This is a genomic window from Thiomicrorhabdus sp. Milos-T2, from assembly GCF_000702325.1.
Classification (GTDB): domain Bacteria; phylum Pseudomonadota; class Gammaproteobacteria; order Thiomicrospirales; family Thiomicrospiraceae; genus Thiomicrorhabdus.
The window spans coordinates 1,753,969-1,776,908 of sequence record NZ_KL370891.1 but is presented as its reverse complement, the minus strand read 5'-3'; the positions used below and the strand labels follow the sequence as shown (position 1 = coordinate 1,776,908).

Sequence of the window (22,940 nt, the reverse complement as noted above, 5' to 3'; positions counted from 1 at the left end):
TACCTCATTTTTCTTTCGCACCTATCTCCTGCAAAGGTCTCTATTAATTAACTATTTTCAAATCACTCCTTTTACTGGTTAAAGTTTCTTTTTTATCGGGCTATATATTTTGACCTCATCCATTATTTTCCACTTTTTTATCATTTTTTTTAAAAAAAGGTAAAAATTCCCCACTTTTTTTATTTTTTTATACAAATAAAATCTTAGCACTATATATGGTGTTTTTATGTGAATGCATTAACTTATGTAGTATTCCTAAGGGGATTGTCTTTGTATGTAATATTACCAATAAAAAGACAATATCTTGTTTTAATAAGTTAAAAATAAAATTGTTAATCCTTTGTAAATTGTTGAAATAAATAGAAAATGATTTTTAGGTTCAAAGCTGTTTTTTATTCTAAAATGACGCTAAGTTGTTGTCATTAAATAGAATTTACTATTTTAGGTAGTTGACAGTGGCGTCAAAACTCCATATAGTGGCACCAAGTGGGGCAAAGTGGTGAAAAGTGGTAAAAATGCTGTTTTTTAGAGGAATCAATTCGGTGAGTATCGATACTAAGGGAAGAATGGCTATCCCTAAGAAGTATCGTGAATCGATTTCTGACGCCAGCGATAATCAACTAGTTGCCACGATTGATTTGCACAGCCCATGTTTATTGATTTATACCCTGGATGAATGGGAAATCATTGAACGTAAGTTAATGTCGTTGCCTAACGTAGATCCGCAGGCGAGATTGTACCAGCGTTTGTTATTAGGGCATGCTTCTGAAATGGAAATAGATTCGCAAGGACGTGTTCTTTTGCCAAGTTTGTTAAGAGAGCATGCTCAAATTGATAAGCCGGCAATTTTACTAGGCCAAGGTAATAAATTTGAGCTTTGGTCTCAAGAGGCTTGGGATAATAGTCGTCCTGAAATGTTGGATACGGCAATGACGAATGAGATTTCAGAATCGCTTGCAAGCTTAAGTTTGTAATCTAGTCTTGTAAATCTTTATAAGGATAAGTAGTGCAAGAGCCAGACAGTTATCAGAATTCTCAAGAAACTCATTTTTCAGTTCTTTTAAATGAGTCATTAGACGGTCTGGATATAAAGCCAGATGGTGTTTATATTGACGGAACTTTTGGACGAGGTGGGCATAGCCGAGCTTTATTAAGTCGATTGGGTGAAAAGGGTAGGTTAATCGCCATTGATCAAGACCCTGAAGCGATTGAATATGCCAATCAAAATATTAAAGATGGTCGTTTTGAAATTCAATACGGAAGCTTTGAAGAGGTCACTCGCTATTGTGAGGCGCGAGGTTTAGTTGGCAAGGTTGATGGTCTTCTGCTTGATTTAGGGGTTTCATCACCTCAATTAGATGATGCGGAGCGCGGATTTAGCTTTATGCGTGAAGGGCCACTCGATATGCGAATGAATCCTGAAGAGGGCTTGAGTGCTAAAGCGTGGTTAAAACAAGTTGATGAAAAAACCTTAAAGTTGGTTTTGCAGAACTACGGTGAAGAACGTTTTTCTGGTCGAATTGCGCGAGAGATTAAAGAAGCTTCTGAGCGCGATGAATTACAAACAACATTGGATTTGGCAAATTTAGTTAAACGAGTATCGCCAAAGACCGAAAAAAATAAACATCCAGCAACCAGAACTTTTCAAGCAATTAGAATTGCTGTTAACCGAGAGTTGGATGTTTTAAAAAATGTATTGGAATCTGCAGTTGAGATTTTGGCACCGGGCGGAAGATTATCCGTTATCAGTTTTCATTCGTTAGAAGACAGAATTGTTAAGGTGTTTATAAGAGATCAATCTAAGATAAAAGACCTGTTTCCAGACTCACCGATTCAACTAGAAGTTATTGAGCCGGTGATAAAGAAAGTTGGAAAGCCTATCTTTCCAAGCAAAGAAGAGTGCAAGCAAAATTCAAGATCGCGTAGTGCGGTATTGAGGATTGCTGAAAAACTGTAAGCGTAGCGTTTACAATAAAGATTATTTGGTTTTACTATTTATTTATTTTTATCATGCTGATTAAGGGGAATCGTCGTCATGAATTTTATCGGAAAAGAAGTCACACCAGTTCGGACACCTGGTATGCCAGTCATTAAAGTCATTGGCTTAGGCGGAGGCGGCGGTAACGCTGTGGATTACATGGTACGCTCAGATGTAAAAGGTGTTGAGTTTATGTGCGCAAACACTGACGCTCAAGCATTGGAAAATGCATCTGTATCAACCTGCATACAATTAGGAGCAGGTGGTTTAGGCGCTGGAGCGGATCCAGAGCGTGGAAGACAAGCCGCCAAAGATGATATTGATTCCGTTAAAGAACAGTTAAAAGAAGCGGACATGGTTTTTATTACTGCTGGAATGGGCGGTGGAACAGGAACAGGTTCTGCACCGGTTGTAGCGCAAGCAGCACGTGAAATGGGTATTTTAACCGTTGGTGTAGTCAGTAAACCGTTTGGTTTTGAGCGTCGAAATCACACTGCTGAAGCTGGTATTGAAGAGCTTTCTGAACATGTAGATTCTTTAATCACAGTACCAAATGATAAATTATTAAAAGTATTAGGTCGTGATTTTGTTTTAGCTAAGGCATTTGATTACGCTAACGAAGTGCTTCATGGAGCGGTTCAAGGTATTTCTGAGCTAGTTACTCGTCCGGGTATGATTAACGTGGATTTTGAAGATTTACGTACCGTGATGGGTGAAAGAGGTATGGCAATGATGGGCGTGGGTCACGCAACAGGCGAAGACCGTGCTATTAAAGCGGCTGAGAAAGCGATTGCTAACCCATTGCTTGAAGATATTTCTGTTTCAGGTGCACGTGGTCTTTTAGTTAATATTACAAGCGGATTAGACTTTACTTTAGGTGAATTTAACGAAGTGGGTGATGTTATTGACCAGGTAGCAGCACAAGATGCTCGTGTCATTATTGGTACATCAGTAGATGAATCCATGACAGATGAAATTCGTGTAACGGTTGTGGCGACAGGGCTTGAGAATGCAACAAGTGTTGCTGGTAAGCCAGAAGTTGTTAAACCTAATTTACAAGCAGTAAAGGCCAATAATACTGAAGTAAAAACAGCGGTTGAAGAAGTTGAACAGGCTCCTAAAGTCGTTAACTCTGAAGCGGTGCAAACAACGATTGATATGGCTCAACCTGAAATCTTGGCTTCTGAACCAGAAGTGGTTCGTCCTAAGATGGTTGTAAATGGCGCGACAGCTGGAAGTATGGAGAATTCTAATTATTTAGATATCCCTGCTTTCCTAAGACGTCAAGCTGACTAACTTTTTAAGGTATTCGTTGTCCACGAATATTTTAAGGCGTTAAGTTTTAGATTGTACAGTCGGATAGGTCGATATGCATAATCGGTTCCCAGAACCCACTCACTTAAAAGCTTATAAGTGGCGTGGGTTTTTTCTATTTATATTAGTCACTCTTGTTCTAGCAAGTTTGCTGGCTATTGTTCACGTACAACATCAAATTCGTAATGTTGAATCTCAATATTATCAGTCTTTAAAGCAAGCATTAGTAGCTAAAGAGCAATGGGGGCGTTTAATGCTTGAAAAGGAGCATCTAACCTCACCAACTATGGTGGAGCAAGTTGCCAAACAAAAGCTACACATGACTCTGGATAAAACTCACTATTTTAACCTCTATATTCATCATTCTTTGAACGATAAGAGTGAATCTTCTAATTTGGAACAAGGTAAATAATATGTTCAAGATTAGACGAGACGCTGTGGTCTTTACCCTTATATGCCTAAGTTTTGTGGCAATTGGTGTTAGAGCGTTTTATGTGCAGACAATTAAAACGGATTTTTTGCAATCAGAAGGTGATAAACGCCAAATTCGAACCATTGTTATTCCCGCTCCTAGAGGAGAAATTTATGATCGAAATGGAGACTTGCTCGCCCTAAGTACCCCGATGGCTTCGGTATGGCTCGACCCTAAAACCATTATCTCTCACGATACGCATTACCATGAGTTCCTAGAGTTATTGGGTTTAACTGACTCTCAACTTAATATTTTAGCGAAACAAAATCGTTATAAACGGCTTAGTTTTATCCGCCAATTAGGGGATAAAAAACTTGTTCAAAAATTAGCTTCTCTTGAGTTACCGGGAACTTATATTAAATATGTTGGGTTAAGTTATGACAACGCAGGTAATCATGTTGAAGTAAATAAAGTTCTTCCATCAGTATGGGTCGATATGAGAGTTGTTAACCGTTACCGTTATACGGTATCTAGGTTAGCTGAGATATTGGGAATTGATCGTAAGAAAATTCAAAATAAAATCTACAAATATCCCAAAAGACGATTTTTGTATTTAAAAAGAAGCTTGGTACCCGACTTAGCTGCCAAGATTGATGCTCTTAGATTAACCGGAGTTTATACTCAAGGTGAATATCGTCGTTATTTTCCGTCAGGAGAGAGTAGTGCTAACTTAATTGGTTTTACTAATATAGATGACCAAGGCCAAGAAGGTATTGAGCTAGCCTATGATAATTGGTTAAAAGGCGTACCCGGTAAAAAGCAAGTTGTTAAAGATAGAGCAGGGCATGTTGTTGATTTTATCAAAGATATTAAAGCCGCTAAGCCAGGTAAGTCAATGACACTAAGTATTGATCAAAATTTACAATACTTTACTTATCGAGCCTTAAAAAAGGTCATGATTGAACACCAAGCCAGAGCCGCAAGTAGTGTGATTTTAGATGCTAAAACCGGTGAGATTTTAGCGATGGTCAGTCTACCAAGTTTTAATCCCAATGATTCTTCACAACGCCGGGGCAGAGGAATTAAAAATCGTGTGATAACTGATTTGATTGAACCCGGCTCAACAATGAAACCTTTTATTATTTCTAAGGCGCTTGATGATGGACTTATAGATGAAGACACCATAATAGATACTTCTCCAGGTTGGATTAGAGTGCAAGGGAATCGGCTAAATGATACTCGTAATCATGGAAAGCTTACACCATCACAAATTATTCAAATGTCGAGTAATGTTGGGGCAAGTAAAATTGCCTTAAAAATGAAAGCCGATGTACAGCGTGACTTTTGGGCGCAAATTGGAATTGGTCAAGAGAGTGGACTATTTTTGCCTGGTGAGGCCATGGGTTATTTAAAACCGGCAAGTGAATGGGAAGATATTGATCAAGCTTCTGCCTCTTTTGGTTATGGTTTTAATACCAATATTTTAACGTTAGCACACGCCTATTTGCTGTTTTCCAATAAGGGAAAAATCTTACCATTGAGCTTAATCAAGCTTGATGAGAAACCTGAAGGTAAGGCATTAATTAAACCAGAAACGGCTGAAAAAGTATTGGGTATGATGGAAACCGTTGTTGCTAGAGGTGGTACAGCCCCAAAAGCACAAATACCTGGCTATCGTGTTGCGGGTAAAACTGGTACGGTGCATAAAACCAACTCGGTGGGTGGCTATAGAGAGAATACTTATTACTCTTTATTTGCCGGAATTGTCCCAGTTTCTGATCCCAATATGTTGATGATTGTGGTGGTTGATGAGCCAAGCAGAGGTGTATATTACGGTGGTTCAGTTGCCGCGCCAGCGTTTAAAGAAGTGATGCAAGAAGCCTTACGCTTACGTAATGTCGCACCTGACCAAATAGATTCCAAAGCGAAGGGGAAATAGCCATGTCCCAAAGCGTGTTTAGTGAAGTCTTCAAAACCTTAAAAGAGATAGAATCTTATTTAATGGGTCACTCAATTCGTGTTGAGAAATGTGCTACAAATGCAGAGTTAGTTTTTGGTGAAGATAATGAAAGAATACGTCATGTGTCGTTAGATTCTCGTCTTATTGAGAAAGGCGACTTGTTTATTGCCATTCAAGGTGAACAACAGCATGGTTTGAATTTTTTATCGTCTGTTTTAGATAAACAACCAGGCCTGGTAATAAGTGATAGAGCGCTTACTGAGCCAGAACAAAACCAACTAAAATGCAATGCTAATCAAACTGAACAGACCCAAATATGGGTTGTTAATGGCATTAAGGAGATATTAGGAGACTTTGCTTCTTGGTTTTATAACCGGCCGAGTCAACGCCTAAGGGTGGTGGGAATTACTGGCACGAATGGTAAAACTTCAACCGCTTTTTTTACCGCACAATTATTACAATCATTAGATTATAACGTTGGGTTAATTGGTACTTTAGGTAACGGGCCAATAAACCAATTAACACTGAGTGTGAATACAACACCCGATAGTGTAAGGGTTCATCGTTTGTTAAATACCTTTGCTGAACAAGGTTTGCAGTGGGTAATTATGGAAGTTTCTTCTCATGCATTGTGCCTAGGGCGTATTCAAGGTGTGATATTTCAGACGGTAGCCTTAACTCAGGTTACCCGAGATCACATGGATTTTCATAGAACAGTGGAAGCTTATACACAAGCAAAAGCGCGACTATTTAGCGAATACCCAACAAAGAATATAGTACTTAATCTAGCCGATAATTTAGGACAATCACTTTGTACCGAGTTTGCGGAAAATGTAAATGGTAATGTTAGTAGAAACGGTAATTGCAATGGCAATGACAATGACAATGGCAATGACGATAATAAGGCGGTTTGGTGTTATCAAGCAGAAATGACAAAGAGTCCTGAGTTGTTAAGTACGAATAATGAAAATGCTATTCTCGCAAATTTACAAGCTGAAGAGCTTGAACTGACGTCAGCAGGGATTGGTTTTAAGGCAAATTTATTTGATGTTAAGTTAAAGCAGACCGCCCCTACAGAACAATTAAAAATGCCTCTGATGGGTGTCTTTAATTTAGAAAATGTCTTTTGTGCCTTATCCATTTTATTGGTGAATGACATTCGCTGGGCACAAATTAAACCCTATGTTAGTCAACTTCAGTCGGTAGCCGGAAGAATGCAGGTTTTAAACCAATCACCCACGATTATTTTAGATTTTGCACACACGCCAGACGCTTTAGAACAGGTCTTAAATGCGGTTAAATCGCATTTAAACGGCAGCAATAGACAGGCTAAGGGCAAGTTAAGTGTTGTATTTGGTTGCGGAGGAAATCGAGATCAAGGCAAACGACCTTTAATGGGAAAAATTGCAGAAACCTTGGCTGATAAAGTCATGTTAACTAATGATAATCCAAGAGATGAGTCTCCAGAAATCATAGTTAAGGATATTCTTAAGGGAATAAAAGAACCTGAAAATATTGAGAAAGAATTAGATCGTAAACAGGCCATCTTAAAAGTATTAAATCAGGCCAAAGCAGAAGATATTGTACTGATAGCAGGCAAAGGGCATGAAGATTATCAAGAGGTTAAGGGGGTAAAAAACTTTTTTAGTGATGCTCAGGTGGTTTGTGAATGGTTGTCAGATTCTAAGAAAATTAATTATGACAAGTGATAATAAAAAACTTTTCATTAAAAATCAGGGTTTAAATAAAAGATTAAATAAAGGTTTAAATAAACCTATCGAAGAGAATGTAGAAATGGTTGTGGCAAGTTTACAATCTCAGATTAATGCTAATCAAGAAGAGTCTCTAACTAAGGCAATGAATATGTTTTCATGGACATTAGAACAACTTAAAGACAGTACTGAGGGTGAATTCATTGGCCCAATCAGTGAAGCCAATAGTATTGAATTTACTTCCATTAGTACTGATACCAGAACCTTGCAACCTGGAGCCTTGTATATTGCCATTAAGGGTGAGAATTTTAATGGACATGATTTTATTGAACAAGCGGTTCAACAAGGCGCTGTGGCGATATTGGTGGATGAGAATTCTGAGTGTTTAGATTCAATTGTGCCAGGAGTAGAAGTGCAAAACACTCGAATTGCACTTGGGCAATTTGCACGTTGGCATCGTCTACAGATGCCAGTCAAAACATTAATTGCCGTAACCGGAAGCAATGGTAAAACCACAACTAAAACACTACTGCATAATATATTTTCTTTAGCCGGTAATACTCTAGCAACAGAAGGCAACTTAAATAATGATTTTGGTGTGCCAAGAACGCTACTAAACCTTAGGCCTGAACATGAATATGCCATTATTGAAATGGGAGCAAACCATCCTAAAGAAATCCAATATTTAACCGCCTTAGCGCTGCCTGATATTGCCATGATAAATAATGCATCAGGCGCACATTTAGAAGGATTTGGCAGTTTACAAGGTGTGATTGATACTAAGGGCGAAATTTTTGAAGGTTTAAATCAAATTAAGAATCATAAACCTGGCGTTGCGGTTATTAATACGGATTCACCCGGATTTGAAGATTGGCAGCAAAGCCTGCGCGATTTAAACGTAAATTCTGTTGTTACTTTTGGTAGTGATGTAAAAGCAGATTCTAAAGTGGATTCAGTGACAACCAATACAGTGTGTATTGATGGAAAAGACGTTTTAGGGATTGCGTTTGATTTAATTATTTCTAAACAAAAACATCATGTAAACATGCCTGTTTTAGGGTTTCATAATGCAATGAATGCCGCGGCGTGTGTTGCCGTTGCAATGAGTGCGGGATTAAGTTGGCAACAAATTCTACCAGGCCTGGTGTCTTTTAATGGTGTTTCTGGAAGGTTGCAAAAAACAGCAATAAATAATGGTTGGTTAATTGATGACAGTTATAATGCAAACCCAGAATCAGTAAAGGCGGGTATTGAGGCATTATGTTCACTACCCGGCAAGGCAATTGTTTGCTTAGGTGCTATGGCCGAAATTGGGGAGCAAAGTGATAAGGCCCATCAAGAAATAGCTGAATTTGCCCGAGAAAAAGGTGTTAGAAACCTATACGTTTTGGGTGAGGCGGCGCACAATATGCCAACCCATTTTGGAGAAGGAAGTCAGTTTTTTACGAGTCATGCAGCAATGGCTAATCTTGTGGTTGCAGACATAGAATCGGCTAAAACTTCTGATAATAAAATAAATGTTTTGGTTAAGGGTTCACGCAGTGCCAAAATGGAAAAAGTTTCACAAGCCGTTTTAAACAAAGTAGTAATAAAATAGCTAAAGCATAATGACTGCGATTGATAATAATGACAAAATTAAAATCATCGTATTACCATCATATTACCATGGTATAACGATAACTAGGATAGAGTGATGCTCATATATTTAACAGAATATCTACAACAATACATTTCAGGTTTTAGTGTGTTTAGTTATATCACTATGCGCGCTATTATGAGTGTGTTGACTGCTCTTATCCTCTCTTTTCTAATTGGCCCAGGCATGATTCGCTGGTTAACCCGTTTAAAAGTAGGGCAATCTATTAGACAAGATGGCCCGCAAACGCATTTAATTAAAGCTGGAACGCCTACCATGGGCGGAACTATGATTTTGTTTTCCATTGCAGTGGCGGTTTTTTTGTGGGGTGATTTAACTAATCATTATTTACTAACCATCACGCTTTCAATGTTAGGTTTTGGTGTAGTTGGTTTTATAGATGATTATAAAAAGGTTGTTTATAAAGACCCTAATGGTATACGTGCGCGTACTAAATATTTATGGCAATCCATTATTGGTTTTGCAACCGCTTATGCTTTGTTTGCCTTAGCCACTGTACCTGCAGAAAGTGAATTGTTAATCCCTTATATGAAAGATACGGTGATTCATTTAGGTGCTTGGACTATTGTATTAAGTTATTTTGTCATTGTTGGTACTTCAAATGCCGTAAATTTAACGGATGGTTTAGATGGTCTGGCGATTATGCCAACGGTCATGATCTCTGCGGCATTAGGGGTGTTTGCTTACTTATCCGGTCACGTTTATTTCTCAGATTATTTAAATATTCCTTATATTCCTGGAGTGGGCGAATTAACCATATTAGCGTCCGCTTTGGTGGGTGCAGGGCTAGGTTTTTTATGGTTTAACGCACACCCAGCACAAGTGTTTATGGGCGATGTAGGTTCTTTGGCGATTGGTGCCGTTTTAGGTGGTATGGCGGTGGCGGTTAAACAAGAATTAGTGCTCTTTATTATGGGTGGAATTTTTGTAGCAGAGACGGTATCGGTTATTTTGCAGGTTGGCTCATATAAATTACGAGGAAAACGCATTTTCTTAATGGCGCCTTTGCATCATCATTATGAGCAAAAAGGCTGGCATGAATCACAGGTTATTGTACGTTTTTGGGTCATCACCATTATTTTAGTATTAATTGGTTTAGCCAGTTTAAAACTAAGATAAGGAAATTTTAAAATAAAATGTTGGACGAATGAAAATGGTTAAAAACGCCTGGTTTTTAAAGGTTTCTAGATAATTTAATTAAGAGAAGTTTACATGTATTTAGTTGCTGGATTAGGGGTTACAGGTCAGTCAGTATTGCGTTATTTAACTGCGCGGGGTGAAGACTGTTTCGCTTTTGATACTCGAGTCAATCTTGATGTAAGTGACTTACAAAAACAATTCCCTAATGTGCAATTTGCATTGGGTGAAATTCCTATTAAGTGGCTTAAAAAGTATCGAACCATTGTACTTAGCCCTGGAATCGCTAAATCAGAACCTTGGGTGGTAGCGCTTAAAAAATTAGGCAAACAGGTCATTGGTGATATTGAGTTATTTGCTAGAGCAGTTGGCGCGCCCGTTATTGCTATTACCGGTTCTAATGGTAAAAGTACCGTCACCACCATTACCGGTTTAGCGCTTGAAGAAGCCGGTTATACGGTTGGAGTTGGTGGAAACATTGGCGCGGCCGCTTTAGACTTATTGATGGATGAAAATGAATATGATGTCTATGTATTAGAGTTATCAAGTTTTCAGTTAGAAACTACCTACTCTTTAACAACGGTCTCTTCAACGGTTTTAAATGTGTCAGAAGATCATATGGATCGTTATCTTGGAATAGAAGACTATATTCAAGCCAAAACTAAAGTATTTGCAGAAACTGAATTAGCGGTTATTCCGTTTGATTTGCATGAACAAGGGTTAATCCATCATGGAGAAATTGTGCGTTTTTGTGTGAATGAAGGTTTTGTGCAAACAGATAAAGATTATGGGCTAATTAACCATAATAACCAGGTCTGGTTAGGTCATGGTAATACTCCTCAAGTCCCGGTTTCATCAATGCGTTTACAGGGCTTTCATCATCAACTAAACGCTTTGGCTATGCTAGCTTTATGCCGTCCATTTGAAGTAGAAAATCATCATTTTGAAACAGTACTTAGCCAGTTTGCCGGTCTACCACATAGAACAGAATGGATTTTAACACATAATGAAGTTATGTGGATTAACGACTCCAAAGGAACAAATGTTGGTGCCACACAAACCGCTTTAGAAAGCATTGGCGAACAAACCGAAGGTAAGTTGATTTTAATTGCAGGTGGCGTGGGAAAAGATGCTGATTTTTCTGCACTACAACGCCCCATTACAAACTATTGCAAACAGGTTATTCTGTTTGGACGCGATAAACACTTAATGTCTAACGATATTGCATTAGGTACAGATTTAGGTACGGATCTAGGTACAGATTTAGATACCAATGTAGATACCGATTCTTTAGTGACGATAACCCATGTAGATGACTTAACCACGGCAGTAGCATTTGCTTTAGAAAATGCTGCACCTAAAGATTGTGTTTTATTTTCGCCAGCGTGCGCGAGTTTTGATCAGTTTACTAATTACGTTAAACGTGGTGAAGCTTTTGTTGAACTGGTTCATCAAGCTTGTGCCAGTTTTGATAAAAAGCCAATACCAAAAAATAAAACATTAAAACAACCAGGCCTGGTAGGTTGAAATGTTAGCCAAAATCCAAGAGCTCAAACAACAAAGTAAAACCTGGCCAATGGATTTTTGGTTATTGGGTCTAGTGGTGATGCTTGCCGTTATTGGTTTGACTATGGTAGCTTCGGCTTCGGTAGCAATAAGCCAAACACGCTTTGGTAACCCAGACCATTACTTTTATCGTCAATTGATGTCGATGGGCTTGGGGCTTTTTGCAGCTTATATCTTTTTTCAAATACCACTTTCATTTTGGGAAAACCACCGCGGTAAAATATTTCTATTGGCTCTGTTTTTATTAGTTGCGGTTTTAATCTTTGGCCGTGAGATTAATGGTAGTAAACGTTGGTTACCGTTAGTTGTGATGAACTTTCAGCCGTCTGAATTTATGAAATTAGCCATAGTGTTATTTATGGCAGGCTACCTAGATAGACACTCCTCAGCCGTTAAAGAAGATTTTGGTGCTGTTATTCGTTTAGCTTTACCTTTTGGTGTGATGGCTATTTTGTTATTAATGGAACCCGATTACGGTAGTACCTTTGTTATAGCTGTGATTATTACCGGAATGCTATTAATTGCTGGAGCGCCTTGGCGCTATTTTGTGTTAACGGTATTGCCTATGGTAACGATTCTGGTTGCCTTGGTTGTTACCTCAGAATATCGTATGGCTAGGGTCAGTAGCTTTCTTGACCCCTGGCAAGACCCTTTTGGCGCCGGATATCAATTAACTCAAGCCTTGATTGCTTCGGGTAGTGGTGAATGGTTTGGTGAAGGGCTTGGAGCCAGTGTTCAAAAGTTACTCTATTTGCCGGATGCTCATACCGATTTTCTATTCTCAATTTATGGCGAAGAGTTTGGTTTTGTTGGGGTAGTTTTCTTAATTATGGTTTATTTAGGAATACTGTATCGTTTATTTAGAATTGGCAGAAAAGCCATTGAGGTGAATCATTTCTTTGGTGGAATGGTGGCCTACGGCATTGGCATTTGGATTATATTGCAGGCGGGAATTAACATGGGAGTTAATCTCGGGGCTTTCCCAACTAAAGGATTAACCTTACCTTTTATGAGTTACGGTGGAAGTAGTGTGTTACTTCTCAGTATTGCTTTAGCTGTGGTGTTTAGAGCCGATTATGAAAGCCGTTTTTATCCCCGAGAAGCAAACCCAGAACAAGATGATTCTGAAGAGGAAAATTCAGATGAAGTCTCTGATAAAAGCCATAAAACCAAAAAGCGTAGCAAAGTTAAAAAATCAAAAAATCCCGTAGCCAGTCTAAAATCGCCTAAGAGAATTAACCCTAATCGTGGAGTTTCTGGAAGTTAAAACTACCAGGCCTGGTGTATCAATCTCACAAAATCAAAAACATCTAAGAAATGAATATGAAACAGTCAAAAAAAATATTAATTATGGCAGGTGGAACAGGGGGGCATGTTTTTCCTGGAATTGCTTTGGCAGAAGCCCTAAAACAAGAGAATGTAAATGTCTTTTGGTTAGGGACAAAAGGCGGAATGGAAGCAACCTGGGTGAATAATGCACAACTTCCACTGCAAACGATTTCAATAAAAGGTTTGCGAGGAAATGGATTAAAAGGTTGGCTAAAGGCACCTTTTAATATTCTAAAAGCACGAGCACAAGCCAAAAAAATTATGCAGGATATTCAACCCGATTTAGTGCTTGGAATGGGAGGATTTGTTTGTGGGCCAGGAGGTTTAGCGGCAAAATCGTTAGGTATTCCTTTAGTGCTGCATGAACAAAATGCCATACCGGGTTTAACAAACAAGTTGTTGGCCCGATTTGCAAACTTAGTGATTACCGCATTTCCACAAAATAAAATTCATGGCAAAAATGTCGTTACGATTGGTAATCCCGTAAGAGAAGGTCTAGAGGATATTGAGCAAGTTGAAAATACTCAACCTTGTCACCTCTTGGTTTTGGGCGGTAGTCGTGGTGCTTTAGCATTAAATGAGACCTTACCTAAAGCTTTGGCTTTAATGGATGAAGCGAACCGTCCAGTCGTTAAACATCAAACGGGTGAAAAGACACTACAACAAGCGCAACAAGCCTATCAAGAAGCTGGCGTGCAAGCAGAAGTTGTTCCCTTTATTGATAATATGCTGCTAGCGTATGCGAGTGCCGATATGGTGTTATGCCGTTCAGGCGCATTAACGGTTAGTGAGTTAATGGCAAGTGCTCGTCCTGCTATTATGGTGCCATATCCGCATGCCGTTGATGATCATCAAACCGCTAATGCAAAAGCATTAGTTGATTTAGATGGTGGAGAGATTATTCAGCAAGATGTGCTGACGCCAGAAAAATTGGCTAATGCCTTAACGGATTGGTGTGAAAACCCTGATAAACGAGTTAAAGCTTCATTGAGTATTCGTATTCAAGCCAAAACCCAAGCGAAAGAAAAAATAGTTAGTGAGTTAATGGCAATCATAAATGGTTAAAGCGAGACAAAGACCTGATATGGATGTAAAGGTGGGTATCCGTATTTTGTGATTGATTATCCAGTATTGTAAAAATTAACCACGAAGACACAGAGGCACGAAGATTAAAAAAACAAATAAAAGTGATTCTAAAATCATAGCCTAACGATTTTAAGTCATGCCTATAAGCTCTGCAGCTCTGCATTTGTAAAGTGTAAAAGCGATTAATTTATTATGTTTAGTTTGGTTATACGTTTAGTTTGGCTATTCGTTAAATTTAAGTTGGTATTAGATATTAGAAAACTTCGTGCTTTCGTGTCTTCGTGGTTAAAAGATTTGTTTAATCAATCATAAAATACATATACCCGTAAAGGTTAGTTGGGAGTAACTATGCAAGGCTTAAAAGACAAACGTATTTTAATTACAGGCGCATCAAGTGGTATTGGTGCAGGTATGGCTAAAGTTTTAGCTAGAGAAGGTTGTCGTTTAGTCTTGCATTACAATCGAAACCAACACGGTATTGAACAAACCTTAAAAACGGTAGAATCGCTTGGAGCCAAAGCTCAAGTTATTCAATGTGACTTTAAACAGTTAACTCAACTCACCCAATTTTTTAACCAGGCCTGGTTACTTTTTGATGGCTTAGATGGTTTAGTGAATAACGCGGGTATTGTCACTAAAAGTACCTCATTAAAAGATGCTGAAGGTGAACAGTTTGCACAAACCCTAGCCGTTAACCTTCAAGCACCCTACCAATTAAGTACGGCATTTGCCAAGGCCTGTATAAAAGCCAAGCAGCCTGGTGTTATTGTCAATAACAGTAGTATTCATGGTCAAGCAACCTGCGAATGGTTTTCTGCTTATGCCGCATCCAAAATGGGTTTAGATGCCATTACTAAAGTACAAGCCGTTGAATGGGGAAAACATGGAATACGTGTTAATGGTTTAGCTCCTGGCGTTGTTCCGGTAGAACGTACCGATAAAATTTTAAACCAACCTGAGATGGCCGCAAAGTGGTGTGAGCGCATGCCTGCAGGTCGTTATGGCACAACCGAAGAAATGGGTGAAGCAACTGCCTATTTATTATCAGATGCAACGCAATGGATGACGGGGTCGGTGTTAACGATTGATGGCGGTTTAATTGCTCGTGGTAATTATCCTGTTCGTTAAGTAACTTCTCGTTAAGTAACTTCTCTCTAAGACTTAGAGCAAGCCCTGCTCTTGTTTATGCCCTTAGTTGCTGGGCAAGGTCTCTTTTCATATATTGCTTCATATTCTACTTGTTTATTTCTACTTGCTTATGGCATTTAAATTGCTAATGGTTTTATACATGTCAAAAAAACAATGAACGTACGTATGAAAAACTGGCTTAAAAAACTCACAATTAAACAAAAAATGCGCTTTGGCTTTGGCATTATTTGGGCTGTTCTAGCTATTATCACCATTCAAGCCGCTATTAACTTAGCTATCGTCCGTTCCAGTGTCTCAGATATGGTTGAACATCACCAGCCGATTGCATTAGAAGCCAAAGAGTCGGCATTTTTACTTGAAAAAAGTATGAATGCTTTGAGTATGTATATTCTAGTGAATGATGAAAAACTTTTGGATGACTATGAGTTAGGTATTCGAAAGGTTCAAGAGAATATTGAAAAATCTAAATCAAGTCTTAAAAATTTTGGGGAAAACGCATCATTACTTTTAGACATCTATGCCCAGTTAGAAGTTGATATGGCGTCACTCAAGCCTTTAGTAGAAAAGGTAAAAGTTCTTCAACAAAGTCGTGCTAAAAAATTCCCCGCATTTGCGTATGTTAATAAACATATGCTAACGCTAGCAAACCAGATACAACAAAACTTATCTTTTATGATTAACTCTGAAACCGCTGATTTAAGTCCTGAAAGACAAGCTCTATTAACTGATGTATTAGAGTTACAGAAGTCTTGGCTAAATGTGACGAGTAGTTTACGTGGTTATATCGGCTTTAGAAGTGATTCAATGGCTGAGGCAACAGATAATTATTTGAACCGATTTGAAACCTTAATCTATAAAGTTAAAGAACAACAAAATGTTGAATTAACAATGGAAGAAGAAGAGGGGATTGGTAACTTAGAATCTCTGTATGAAAATTATCGTGAACATTATATGGTTGTAAAAGGTATTCATGGTGGTGATAAGTGGCGTATGGATATCTGGTTAATGCGTAGTCAAATTTTGCCGCTTTTCGCCAATTTTGATAAAGAGTTAATCGAAATTTCTAACCTTGCCGTTAATGATGTGAATGAAATTAGTGATGATGTTCTGAGTTTAAGTTTAAACAGCATTATTATTTTGTTGGTATTGTCTGTAATCGGGCAAATTGCCGGCATGATTATCTCAAATCGAGTAACTAAATCAGTAGTGAATCCGGTTCAAGAAATATCTGATGCGATGAAAGATATTTCTGAAGGTGAGGGGGATTTAACCCGACGTTTGCCAGTAAATAGTCAAGATGAAGTGGGTCAGATGGCTGAGCATTTCAATGCTTTTGTTCATAAAATTCACAAGATGTTAACCGAGTTAGCGGAATCTGTTAGGGAGTTGGAAGTCTCGTCAGGCAGTTTATTATCCATTACGCATACTGCTAAAGATGGTGCACAACAACAGCTTTCTGCCACAAAAGGTCTATCAAATTCAATGATTGATATGACCGAAAAATCAAAAAGCGTAGAAGATCATTCGCATAATACCTCTCGTGCTACTCAGCAAGCGGCGGAACGTATTAAAGAAAGTGGCGAAATGGTCGTCAGTACAGCAAATCAAATCCAAAAACTTTCTAGTGGTATGCAGGAAATGACGGATGCGGTTGAGTTATTAAGAGAAGACAGTGAGTCTATTGGTACGGTGGTTAACGTTATTAGAGAGATAGCGGAACAAACTAACCTATTGTCATTAAATGCCGCTATTGAAGCAGCCAGAGCGGGCGAACATGGTCGAGGTTTTGCGGTAGTGGCTGATGAAGTGAGAGGTTTGGCACAAAGAACTCAAGAATCTACTGTACAAATTGAAAATATTATCGATAAAATTCGTAATGCGACTTTATCAACGATTAAAGTGGTTGAATCGGGTCAAGATTCAACTAAGGCCAGTTGTCAGGCGGTTACCCAAACCAAAGAGATGTTGCAGCCGGTGGTGATTTTAATGGATGATATCAATCAAATGAGTAAACAAATGGCTCAAGCGGCGCATACACAAAGTACATTAGCTCAAGAGATCAATCAAAATATAAATCAGATTCATGATGTTACTGAAGTTGCTGCCGAGGGTTCTCATAGCACTGAAAAAGCTGGTCATAACCTTCAGGTTATTGCGGATAAGATAGAAAGTTTAGTTCATCAATATAAAATTTAAGTTTCCTTTTGAGACCTTTGCACTCTTAACGCAGAGTTTTCAAAAGGGAAATGCCAGTGCCGATTACCTCATAAAAATCAGTCACGTTTTACCTCTCATCAATTAAAAATTTTTTTCTTCAGACCTTATCACGTCGTTTTTTTCTAAGACTCAGCAATGAAACAAAATCATCATTAATTAAATTAAAGTTAAATATTTAATAATCGCTATTCAGCAATATATAATGACTGTTCTTTGCACTGTGCCATTAACTATGCCATTAATTATGCCATTAATAATCCAGCTGACTAAAACTTCAAGGATTTGCCTTAATCATGGTTTAGTGCCAAATATAGATTGAACATTTTTTAATTAAGCGTTTGGCTATTGCCAAGCCCTTTATAGTTGAGTAAAGAATAATTTTATGTGGTCTTATCCTGAAATTAACCCCGTTGCCTTAGATTTAGGCTTTTTGCAAATTCACTGGTATGGGTTAATGTATTTAATTGCCTTTGCCGGTGGGTGGTTTTATGGTGTTTATAGAGCAAAAACTCGCGAACCTTGGAATACTGAAATGGTTGGCGATTTGTTATTTTATGTGGCTATGGGGGTTATCTTAGGTGGCCGCTTAGGTTATATCTTATTTTATGATTTACCTCATTATTTAGATTCTCCTCTTGATGTGTTTAAGGTCTGGCAAGGCGGAATGTCTTTTCACGGTGGGCTAATAGGCGTTACTGTAGCTATGTTCGTATTTGCTAAGAACACTAAACAAAGTTTGTTTCAAGTGGCTGACTTTGTCGCTCCACTGGTTCCTATCGGTTTACTAACAGGAAGAATTGGTAACTTTATTAATGGGGAACTATGGGGTAAAACCACAGATTCAGCATTAGGCATGTGGGTGTATGACCCTTATATTCAACAAACGGTTCAAAAGTACCCAACACAATTATTAGAAGCTTTATTAGAAGGCGTTGTACTCTTTTTGATATTAGCTTGGTATGCTAAAAAACCAAGAACACCGGGTTCAGTAGCGGGATTGTTTTTAATAGGTTACGGCGTCTTTAGATTTACGGTTGAATTTTGGCGTGTGCCTGATGTTCAGTTGGGTTATTTACTCTGGGGATGGGTAACCATGGGGCAAATACTCTCTCTGCCAATGATTATTATTGGTTTATTGTTAATGCTTTATAAAAGTAAAAAGAATTTAGAAAAGATTTCTTAAGAGAAACTCCTTAACAGTAACAATTTACCGATCTACCAGGCCTGGTAAAACATCAATTAGTACTAAACGGGATTGATTTTGATGGAATCAACTGGTTAATTAAAAAAATAAAGCGTATAGATTATGAAACAGTATTTAGATTTATTAAGTCATATTTTAGAAAGTGGTACAGACAAAGGCGATAGAACGGGGACGGGAACACGTTCGGTATTTGGCTATCAAATGCGGTTTAATTTGCAGGATGGTTTTCCGTTAGTGACTACAAAAAAACTTCATATACGTTCTATTGTGCATGAACTTTTATGGTTTTTAACAGGCGATACCAATATTCAATATCTTAAAGATAACGGCGTTAGAATTTGGGATGAGTGGGCAACCGAATCAGGTGATTTAGGCCCGCTTTATGGTAAACAGTGGGTGGCTTGGCAAAAGCCAAATGGTGAAACCATTAACCAAATTGCAGAGGTTATTGAAACCTTAAAAAACAATCCAAATAGTCGCAGAATGATTGTTACTGCATGGAACCCTGCAGATTTACCCGACGAATCAGTTAGCCCACAAGAAAATGTGGAAAATGGTCAAATGGCCTTAGCCACATGCCATGCGTTTTTTCAGTTTTATGTCGCCAATGGTAAGGTCTCATGTCAGTTATATCAGCGTAGTGCAGATACGTTTTTGGGCGTGCCGTTTAATATTGCCAGTTACGCTTTGCTGTTGCATATGATTGCTCAACAAACAGGCTATGAAGTGGGTGATTTTGTTTGGACGGGGGGAGATGTTCATCTTTATAACAACACCATGGATCAAGCAAAAGAGCAATTAACCCGTGAACCTTATGTATTACCCAAATTAGTGATAAAACGTAAACCAAAAAGTATTTTTGATTATCAATTTGAAGACTTTGAAATAGTCGACTACGAGTCTCATCCCCATATTAAAGCGACGGTATCGGTATGAAGATTGCAATGATTGCCGCAATGGCAAAAAATAGAGTCATTGGTTTAGACAATGATATGCCTTGGCATCTTCCTGATGACTTAAAGTTTTTTAAAGCCACAACAACGGGTAAGCCTGTCATTATGGGTAGAAAAACTTTTGAATCCATTGGATCTAAACCATTACCTAACCGAGCAAACTATGTCATTAGTCGCCAAACTGATTTTGAGACAAATGGCGCAACCCTTTGTGCCTCGGTTGATGCGGCCTTAGCTGAGTTATCTGAACAGGATGAAGTGATTATTATGGGTGGAGGGCAGTTGTATAACATGATGTTGCCAAAAGCCGATAAACTTTACTTAACCTTGATTGATACGGAAATAGAAGGGGACACCCTTTTCCCTGATTGGACAAAATTGGCATGGAATGAGCTTTCAAGAGAGTATCACCCTAAAGATGAGCGTCATTCATTTGCTTTTGATTTTGTGGTATTAGAAAAAGAAGCAAATAAAAATAACTAATTTAGACTACAAAAGTCTTGATTATCTATTAAAAAATATTTCACTAAAATGACGTTTTAGGTTAATTATTAACAGCCCTGTTCAACGGACTGAGCAGCGAGTGGAGCGTCTATGTCTATTAAAATGAAGATGATCTTAGGTATCATCGGAACTTTATCTCTCTTTTTAATCAGTACTTTGGCTACGCAATGGATAGTCAATCAAACTAATAAAACTATTACCGTTGTCGTAGATGACAATGGGCTTAAATTAGAATTATTAGATGAACTGAAAAACACGGCATTGCATCGTGAAATTCAATTATTAAATTTAGCGCTTCTAGATCCAGATAGTGATCAGTATGATGCTGATTTAGCGAACTCTAAAAAACACCTTAAAGAGAGTGCTTCAACTATATTAAATCTGTTTAATAAACTTAATTCGCTAGATTTTACAAAGACAGAACTAGATGTTTATGATGAAATAAAACAGACTATGGCAAGTTCTAATGCGGCATTTGCTAGCTTTATGACAGCCATAGATGAGGGCTTTCAATCGGAAGCGGTTGAAATTATGCAGGAAGAGTTTCATCCCAAATATAAAGAGTTTTCAAATAATGTTGTTCAATTACAGGAAAAGGGAAAAGAAAATAACCGCCAAGCCATTGCTAACTTACTCGAACAGGAAAGTGCAAGTGTAATGTATTTATGGATTGCATTTGGTGTCTTAGTCATAGCTTTTTCGATTGTAGGGTCAATGATTACTCAAGGTTTGATGAAATCGATTAATTCTATGGTCAGTACGATGGTTAAAATCAGTGAAACGGGTGAGACTAAACATCGTATTAAAGTCTATGGAAATGATGAACTTGCAAAAGCGTCTAAAGCGTTTAACCATTTATTAGACGATATTAATAACGCTATTTTTGGGGTAAATAATGTTTTAAATTCGATTGCCAAAGGTGATTTTAGTCGTCAAGTTGAATCCGACCTCAAAGGCGATTTTTTACAAATGAAACTTGATGTAAATACCTCGATAAAGCAAATTGATTCAACTATGAATGTGTTAGAAAAGACGGCTCACAATTTTCGTCAAGGTAAGTTAATGGTACATAAAGATGATTCCATTCAACTTGAAGGGAAATTTTCTGATGTTATTTACGATTTAGATCGATCAGCTATTCGTATGAAAGGGGTTGTTGAGTCTATTGCAGGTACCTTAAATCACCTTGCTCATGGAGATTTTTCGGCGCGTTCTGAAGCTGACGCTAGGGGTGATTTTATTCCTTTAAAAGATTCATTAAATGTAACTTTGAGTGATTTAGAAAATTTTGTAAATGAAGTTGCAAAAGTCCAATCTGCCATTAGTGACGGTGATTTAACTCTGACCGTAAAAGGTACCTACTCTGGGAAAATGGCGGTATTAAAAGATTCTTTAAATAGTTCGGTAAAAAATACCGCCGTGATGGTTGCTAAAGTTGAAGGTATAACAAAGTCTGTCGTTCATGGTGTAGATGATATGGCTAAAGGTAATTCCGATGTTAGCCGAAGAGTGCAAGAACAAGCCGCTGCCTTAGAACAGACCTCTAGTTCAATGGCAGAGATGACCACGGCTGTTCGCCATAATGCGGAAAATGCGAATCATGCAAAAGATAGAACATTGGAAGCAAGGGAACAACTAGAGTCTGGTTTAGAGACCATGAATAAAGCATTAGTTTCAATGGAAGAAATGTCTGAAGCAAACCAAAAAATTAATGAAATTACCTCCTTAATTGATGGAATTGCCTTCCAAACCAATTTACTCGCCTTAAATGCGGCTGTTGAGGCGGCGAGAGCAGGTGAAAATGGTCGAGGTTTTGCGGTTGTTGCCGGAGAGGTAAGAAATTTAGCTGGTAAGTCCGCAGAAGCGGCGGGTGATATTAAATATTTAATTGAAAACAGTGTAAAAATCAGTCAAGAAAGTGGTCTTTATGTAAGACAAACAAGTGATGCTCTAACCAAAATTAATGAATCTATGCACGAAGTAAGCGAGATGGTCACGACTATCTCAGCCACAAGTGACGAACAATCCAGCGGGCTACAGCAAGTAAATAAGGCAGTCGCTTCTATGGATGAAATGACCCAACGAAATGCGCTTGTTGTTGAGCAAGCTGCAACTTCAAGTGAAGAGCTACTTGGTGATGCAGATATTCTTAAAGAACAAGTTAACAGATTTATAATTGACAAAGAAATTACGAGAAGAACCGAAAAATTAATTCATTCACAAGCAGCGAGCCAGTTTGAAAAAATGATTGAAGCGCACTTGGCATGGAAAGGTAAAATTAGAGCCTTCGTTGAAGGGGTTGATATTGGTGTTAGCTATGAAGTTGCTACCGACCATACCGCCTGTATTTTAGGGAAATGGTATTACAGCGAAGGTCAGGAATTAATGAATTTACCGTTAATGGCTGAACTAGGTGAAGAGCATATGCAAATGCACCAAGGTATTAAAACGGTTATGGATGCTAAGTCAATCGATGATGTCGATTCTGTGGAAAAAGGCTTGTCAGCGGTAGATTTACAAAGTGAAAAAGTGGTGGAAATCCTGTATAAACTGATTGACCAGGTAGTCTAAGCTTTGAGTGTGCAAGATCGAATTGTTTAAGCTTGAATTGTATGGGCTTAGATGTAAAAAATTAAACTTAATCTGACAAGACAGTAGTTAATTACTAATCTAACTTGATAAAAATTCATTATCAGATTTGAGTTATTTTCCACTTTTTTGATGCCTAATATTGAAGCTTGGACAAACCCCATAAGTCCCCT

At 38.2% G+C, this 22,940-nt stretch carries 17 protein-coding genes; all 17 read left to right on the top strand.

Annotation, left to right across the window (positions count from 1 at the left end):
• Positions 1–515 precede the first annotated feature (515 nt).
• The 17 genes from mraZ (at position 516) to BS34_RS0108025 (ending at position 22,749) form a co-directional block, all read left to right on the top strand.
• Positions 516–974, top strand: a complete 459-nt coding sequence (gene mraZ, locus BS34_RS0108105) for a division/cell wall cluster transcriptional repressor MraZ (RefSeq protein WP_029408028.1) — start codon at positions 516–518, stop codon at positions 972–974.
• Positions 975–1,006: 32 nt separating this feature from the next.
• Positions 1,007–1,957: a 16S rRNA (cytosine(1402)-N(4))-methyltransferase RsmH gene (gene rsmH, locus BS34_RS0108100; RefSeq protein WP_029408027.1), complete on the top strand. Its 951-nt coding sequence runs from the start codon at positions 1,007–1,009 to the stop codon at positions 1,955–1,957.
• A gap of 78 nt (positions 1,958–2,035) precedes the next feature.
• Positions 2,036–3,274, top strand: a complete 1,239-nt coding sequence (ftsZ, locus tag BS34_RS0108095; protein WP_029408026.1) for a cell division protein FtsZ — start codon at positions 2,036–2,038, stop codon at positions 3,272–3,274.
• Positions 3,275–3,347: 73 nt separating this feature from the next.
• The gene (ftsL, locus tag BS34_RS0108090) at positions 3,348–3,704 is read left to right on the top strand and encodes a cell division protein FtsL (RefSeq protein WP_051640752.1); all 357 of its coding nucleotides are present in this window, start codon (positions 3,348–3,350) and stop codon (positions 3,702–3,704) included.
• Position 3,705: 1 nt separating this feature from the next.
• Positions 3,706–5,643, top strand: coding sequence for a peptidoglycan D,D-transpeptidase FtsI family protein (locus BS34_RS0108085; protein WP_029408024.1), 1,938 nt, complete (start codon positions 3,706–3,708; stop codon positions 5,641–5,643).
• Positions 5,644–5,645: 2 nt separating this feature from the next.
• On the top strand, positions 5,646–7,373 hold the full coding sequence (locus tag BS34_RS12295; protein WP_038126323.1) for a Mur ligase family protein: 1,728 nt from the start codon (positions 5,646–5,648) through the stop codon (positions 7,371–7,373).
• Positions 7,363–8,973, top strand: coding sequence for a UDP-N-acetylmuramoyl-tripeptide--D-alanyl-D-alanine ligase (gene murF / locus BS34_RS0108075; RefSeq protein ID WP_051640751.1), 1,611 nt, complete (start codon positions 7,363–7,365; stop codon positions 8,971–8,973). Before BS34_RS12295 ends, murF begins: the two co-directional genes overlap by 11 nt.
• Before the next feature lie 96 nt (positions 8,974–9,069).
• The gene (gene mraY / locus BS34_RS0108070; protein WP_029408021.1) at positions 9,070–10,152 is read left to right on the top strand and encodes a phospho-N-acetylmuramoyl-pentapeptide-transferase; all 1,083 of its coding nucleotides are present in this window, start codon (positions 9,070–9,072) and stop codon (positions 10,150–10,152) included.
• A gap of 93 nt (positions 10,153–10,245) precedes the next feature.
• Positions 10,246–11,697, top strand: coding sequence for a UDP-N-acetylmuramoyl-L-alanine--D-glutamate ligase (gene murD, locus BS34_RS0108065; RefSeq protein WP_051640750.1), 1,452 nt, complete (start codon positions 10,246–10,248; stop codon positions 11,695–11,697).
• Between the two features lies 1 nt (position 11,698).
• On the top strand, positions 11,699–13,003 hold the full coding sequence (ftsW, locus tag BS34_RS0108060; protein ID WP_084151597.1) for a putative lipid II flippase FtsW: 1,305 nt from the start codon (positions 11,699–11,701) through the stop codon (positions 13,001–13,003).
• 56 nt (positions 13,004–13,059) lie between these two features.
• Entirely contained in the window at positions 13,060–14,130 is a 1,071-nt protein-coding gene (gene murG, locus BS34_RS0108055; RefSeq protein WP_029408018.1) for an undecaprenyldiphospho-muramoylpentapeptide beta-N-acetylglucosaminyltransferase, read from the top strand.
• 369 nt (positions 14,131–14,499) lie between these two features.
• A complete protein-coding gene (locus BS34_RS0108050) occupies positions 14,500–15,279 on the top strand; it encodes an SDR family NAD(P)-dependent oxidoreductase (RefSeq protein ID WP_029408017.1) in 780 nt (259 codons plus the stop codon).
• A 186-nt stretch (positions 15,280–15,465) separates the two neighbouring features.
• Positions 15,466–17,496 carry a methyl-accepting chemotaxis protein gene (locus BS34_RS0108045; RefSeq protein WP_029408016.1) on the top strand — a complete coding sequence of 677 codons (2,031 nt, stop codon included), beginning with the start codon at positions 15,466–15,468 and terminating at the stop codon, positions 17,494–17,496.
• Between the two features lie 403 nt (positions 17,497–17,899).
• Positions 17,900–18,700 carry a prolipoprotein diacylglyceryl transferase gene (lgt, locus tag BS34_RS0108040; RefSeq protein WP_029408015.1) on the top strand — a complete coding sequence of 267 codons (801 nt, stop codon included), beginning with the start codon at positions 17,900–17,902 and terminating at the stop codon, positions 18,698–18,700.
• Positions 18,701–18,823: 123 nt separating this feature from the next.
• A complete protein-coding gene (locus tag BS34_RS0108035; RefSeq protein WP_029408014.1) occupies positions 18,824–19,657 on the top strand; it encodes a thymidylate synthase in 834 nt (277 codons plus the stop codon).
• Positions 19,654–20,157: a type 3 dihydrofolate reductase gene (gene folA, locus BS34_RS0108030; RefSeq protein WP_029408013.1), complete on the top strand. Its 504-nt coding sequence runs from the start codon at positions 19,654–19,656 to the stop codon at positions 20,155–20,157. The genes BS34_RS0108035 and folA overlap by 4 nt, the downstream gene beginning before the upstream one ends.
• A gap of 111 nt (positions 20,158–20,268) precedes the next feature.
• The gene (locus BS34_RS0108025) at positions 20,269–22,749 is read left to right on the top strand and encodes a methyl-accepting chemotaxis protein (RefSeq protein ID WP_029408012.1); all 2,481 of its coding nucleotides are present in this window, start codon (positions 20,269–20,271) and stop codon (positions 22,747–22,749) included.
• Positions 22,750–22,940 lie beyond the last annotated feature (191 nt).